This window comes from Vibrio sp. 10N.222.49.C9 (assembly GCF_041474985.1).
Lineage (GTDB): Bacteria > Pseudomonadota > Gammaproteobacteria > Enterobacterales > Vibrionaceae > Vibrio > Vibrio crassostreae_C.
Window position 1 is genome coordinate 1 of record NZ_JBFRVD010000279.1, and the last position, 408, is coordinate 408.

1 pseudogene is annotated in these 408 nt (G+C 45.8%); it reads left to right on the forward strand.

The annotated features are described in order from the left end of the window. A pseudogene (locus AB4585_RS23125) lies at window positions 1-312 on the forward strand (5-(carboxyamino)imidazole ribonucleotide synthase); the annotation flags it as partial. Window positions 313-408 lie beyond the last annotated feature (96 nt).

Consider the following 408-nt stretch of genomic DNA (forward strand, 5'->3'; position numbering starts at 1 on the left):
TGGACACAACAAGGCGCTGAGACTTGCCAGTTTGAAAACCATATGCGCGCTGTATGTGGTCTTCCCCTAGGAAGCACTAAAGCACTTCGCCCTACTGCAATGATAAATATTCTTGGTGAAGATACGCTTGCCGAAGAGCTACTCAGCATGAGCCAAGCTCACATTCATTGGTATGGCAAAGAAAAGCGTCCTGGTCGTAAGATGGGACACATTAATGTGTGTGGTAATGACCAAGCAGACTTAGAGCAACAGCTGCAATCTATTGCTCAGTGGCTTGACGCCGATGCCTTTCCAGCACTGCATCAGAAGTAATCTGAACAGAGCTTAAAAAACTAAGGAGGCTAACGCCTCCTTTTTTATTGTTTCTTAGTTTATTGCGGCCGACTCTATTGCTGTTTAGCTTGGCAC